General features: G+C 56.5%; 5 protein-coding genes and 1 pseudogene. 1 reads left to right on the top strand and 5 read right to left on the bottom strand.

Translation table 11 applies throughout. From position 1 onward, the window contains the following. Nucleotides 1-40: 40 nt before the first annotated feature. From ACR0M3_RS19935 to gstA, 5 genes and pseudogenes are all read right to left on the bottom strand, one after another. Nucleotides 41-913, bottom strand: coding sequence for an NAD(P)H-dependent flavin oxidoreductase (locus ACR0M3_RS19935; RefSeq protein ID WP_480912405.1), 873 nt, complete (start codon nucleotides 911-913; stop codon nucleotides 41-43). A gap of 37 nt (nucleotides 914-950) precedes the next feature. Further along, nucleotides 951-1,025 (bottom strand): annotated as a pseudogene (locus tag ACR0M3_RS19940) (hypothetical protein); the annotation flags it as partial. Then, complete coding sequence (locus ACR0M3_RS19945; RefSeq protein ID WP_480560863.1) at nucleotides 1,022-1,243, bottom strand: tautomerase family protein; 222 nt, start codon at nucleotides 1,241-1,243, stop codon at nucleotides 1,022-1,024. The gene ACR0M3_RS19945 and the pseudogene ACR0M3_RS19940, both read right to left, overlap by 4 nt. Before the next feature lie 4 nt (nucleotides 1,244-1,247). Continuing rightward, nucleotides 1,248-1,628: a nuclear transport factor 2 family protein gene (locus tag ACR0M3_RS19950; RefSeq protein WP_480774587.1), complete on the bottom strand. Its 381-nt coding sequence runs from the start codon at nucleotides 1,626-1,628 to the stop codon at nucleotides 1,248-1,250. After that, nucleotides 1,625-2,236 carry a glutathione transferase GstA gene (gstA, locus tag ACR0M3_RS19955; protein ID WP_480912407.1) on the bottom strand — a complete coding sequence of 204 codons (612 nt, stop codon included), beginning with the start codon at nucleotides 2,234-2,236 and terminating at the stop codon, nucleotides 1,625-1,627. The genes ACR0M3_RS19950 and gstA overlap by 4 nt, the downstream gene beginning before the upstream one ends. Nucleotides 2,237-2,360: 124 nt before the next feature. On the opposite strand from gstA, the gene ACR0M3_RS19960 reads away from it, so the two are divergent. Next, nucleotides 2,361-2,726, top strand: a complete 366-nt coding sequence (locus ACR0M3_RS19960) for a winged helix-turn-helix transcriptional regulator (RefSeq protein WP_480871587.1) — start codon at nucleotides 2,361-2,363, stop codon at nucleotides 2,724-2,726. Nucleotides 2,727-2,885 lie beyond the last annotated feature (159 nt).

Genomic DNA, 2,885 nt, shown 5'->3' on the forward strand with positions numbered 1-2,885 from the left:
CGTTAAATCCCACCTAATCGCGTTTTTGACCGATTGACAATCAAGCCTTATGCCGAAACAAATGTCTGCCGCCTTCACCTTTGATAAGGTTGATCGCATCGCGCATGATCTCGCCAATGATCTGTTCTGCAGGTTTCGAGGTTCTTATGATACCCACACCTTCGCCGACAATACCGGGAACGATTGACGGATTTCCGGAATTCTGAGCATCGTTCCAAAGTCGTCTTTGAACATCCAAGCCGGCGTCTAGCGCGGCTTCTCGACCATGCCATTTACTGACAAAATTATTTCGACGTACCCGGATTGAGTATCGGTCCGGCCAAGAATAACCGCGAATGATGTCGGGAACCGAGGTTCGAACGGTTTCATCCCCTGATGCGCGCAAGATGTCACTGAGAATCTGTGGATGGATCAGCGCCTCATCTGCAGCAACAAACCGAGTTCCTATCACAACGCCATCTGCGCCAAGCATCAGGGCCGCAGCCAGACCGCGACCATCGCCGATACCACCGGCGGCGCAAAGTACAGCCGAACTGTTCGATGCGTCAATTTTATCCGCCACTTCGGGCACAAGCGCGATCGTGCCGCGCACCTCGCCGTGGCCACCAGCTTCGGCCCCCTGAGCCACGATGACATCGGCGCCAACCGCAATGGCACGCAGCGCGTCCCGAAGTGTCTGGATTTGGCAGATAAGCGGAACGCCCGTCCGTTTGATCCTGTCGGCAAAGGGTGCAGGATCACCAAAGGACAGAAAGACCGCGGCTGGCCCGCGCTCCAGCACGTAATCGAGCAGAGCGGGCTGCTCTGCCAACTTCCATGTGATCAGACCGCACCCGACAGGGGTGGTTCCGGCTGCATCGAACTGTTGCGCAATCCAGTCCCGATCGCCGTAACCCCCCGCCGACCAACCCAAGCCCGCCCGCCTGCGTCACAGCCGAGGCCAACGACCCACCCGCAACAAACGCCATTGGCGCCTGAATGATCGGGTGGGACAGGTTCAGGCGCTCGGTCAGCCGGGTTTTCACGTGGCCGTCTTTCGGTAGTCGACAACCGGCAGCCCACCGATGCCCCAGTTGTCCAGATCGACCTCGTCAATCACGACGACTGTGGTTGCCGGGTTTTTGCCCAGCACCTCGTGCAACAGTTCGCTCACTCCGGCGATCAGCTTTGCTTTCTCGCTCTGGCTTGGGCCGGTTCCGTCAGGACCACCTTCACGGGTTACTTTGATATTCACATATGGCATGGTTTTAATCCTTCCTTGGAACGTAGGAGAAGACCTTGGTGACAATCCGCCAGTCATTGCCGTGGCGGACAAGGGAAAGGTAATCCAGATAATCGCGCCCCATCATCGACATACGGGCCATGACATGGGCCAGCCTCGGACTGCCGAAGGAGATCTGCAATATCTCTTCATCGCGCGGGTCACCGCGCTTGGCTGGCGGTTCACGCTGATCCACACGGGCCATATAGCTCTCAAGATCCAGATACAGCTCATCCCCTTCGGTGGCGCAGATATACGCCAGTTTCGGGTGAAACACCTGTCTCAGGGCGTTGCTGTCGGCGTGATGAAGGCCCTCGAAATAGGCCTCCATCAATTCGACCACAGCTTTGTGATCGGCCGGGGTCATTGGATCAGCCCTTCGGCGCGCATCGCCGTTTGTGTTGCGGGACGTGCTGCCACCCGCTCGACATAGGCTTTCAGGCTTGGCCAGCCGGACAAATCGATTTCCGTAAAATTTGCCCAGTTCGAGACAACGAAAAGATATGCGTCCGCGACCGAAAACTTTCCGTCCACAAGGTATTCCCGCCCATCGGCCAGTATGTTTTCGACCTGATCGAATTTTGTTTTGACGATACTGCGCGCCTTGGTTTTTTCGGTGTCGGTGGAATCACCCTTGAACAGCGGGCTGAAGGATTTGTGCAGATCGGCCGCCACAAAACTCAGATATTCCTGAACCCGTGTACGGGCCATCGTTCCGTTTGATGGTGCCAGATCAGAGGACGGGTACTTATCAGCAAGATATTGAAGAATAGCGGATCCCTCCCTGACAAGTTCACCGTCGTCCAGCGCAAGCACCGGCACATATCCTCGGGGGTTGATGGATCTAAAATCCGCGCCGGATTCAGTGCGGCCAGCCGCGGTATCAACGGCCTCAGTTTCGAAGGGAGTGCCGATTTCGGTCAGCACGATGTGGCTGGCAAGCGAACATGCGCCCGGTTTGTAGTAGAGTTTCATGGTATTCCTTTCTGGGGATTACTGGTGGCACCATAGACATGGAGAAGGGCATATCCGTTGACAACTAGGTTTCTGATGGTTACTTAAAAAATAGAGTAACCCAGCAGAAACCTGGTAACGCCTCATGGCCCTGAAGATGCGGAAAAACCGAAGCCCGGCGCCACCCGAACCCTGCATGCTGACCGAATGCATGGCTGTGATTGCAGGTGCCTGGGCGCCGAACGTGATCTGGTCGTTGCGGGCCGGGCCACGCCGCTTTAGTGAACTGCGTTCGGATATTCCGCCGATTTCTGCCAAGGTACTTTCGGCCCGTTTGTCGGAACTGGCCGCACGAGGTGTGCTGGTCCGCCATGTCCGGCGCACGTCGCCCCCCTCGACGGAATACAGCCTGACCGAGCTTGGGGCCGAATTGATCCCGGCCCTTGACGCGATTGTTCAGGTCGGCCACCGACTGAAGGCACGACAAAGTAGTCAACAGGGGGCAGATTAAGTGGTCCCGTCTTCTCGGACAGCTTTGCAGCAAATCTAGGGTCAGGATTCATTGGTTTTTGTTGTGCCGCGTGCTTCACAGCTCCGAAAACGGAGCGGTGACATGAGTGATTTTCTGGCTGATCGACGCGCAAATGGCGTGTCTCGAGCCTTTCTTTCT

This window comes from Ruegeria sp. O5, assembly GCF_056535105.1.

What these genes read in the sequence shown, in the direction of transcription:
- ACR0M3_RS19945 (WP_480560863.1), bottom strand. Translation starts at nt 1,243, where the DNA reads ATGCCATATGTGAATATCAAAGTAACCCGTGAAGGTGGTCCTGACGGA.
- gstA (WP_480912407.1), bottom strand. Translation starts at nt 2,236, where the DNA reads ATGAAACTCTACTACAAACCGGGCGCATGTTCGCTTGCCAGCCACATC.
- ACR0M3_RS19950 (WP_480774587.1), bottom strand. Translation starts at nt 1,628, where the DNA reads ATGACCCCGGCCGATCACAAAGCTGTGGTCGAATTGATGGAGGCCTAT.
- ACR0M3_RS19960 (WP_480871587.1), top strand. Translation starts at nt 2,361, where the DNA reads ATGGCCCTGAAGATGCGGAAAAACCGAAGCCCGGCGCCACCCGAACCC.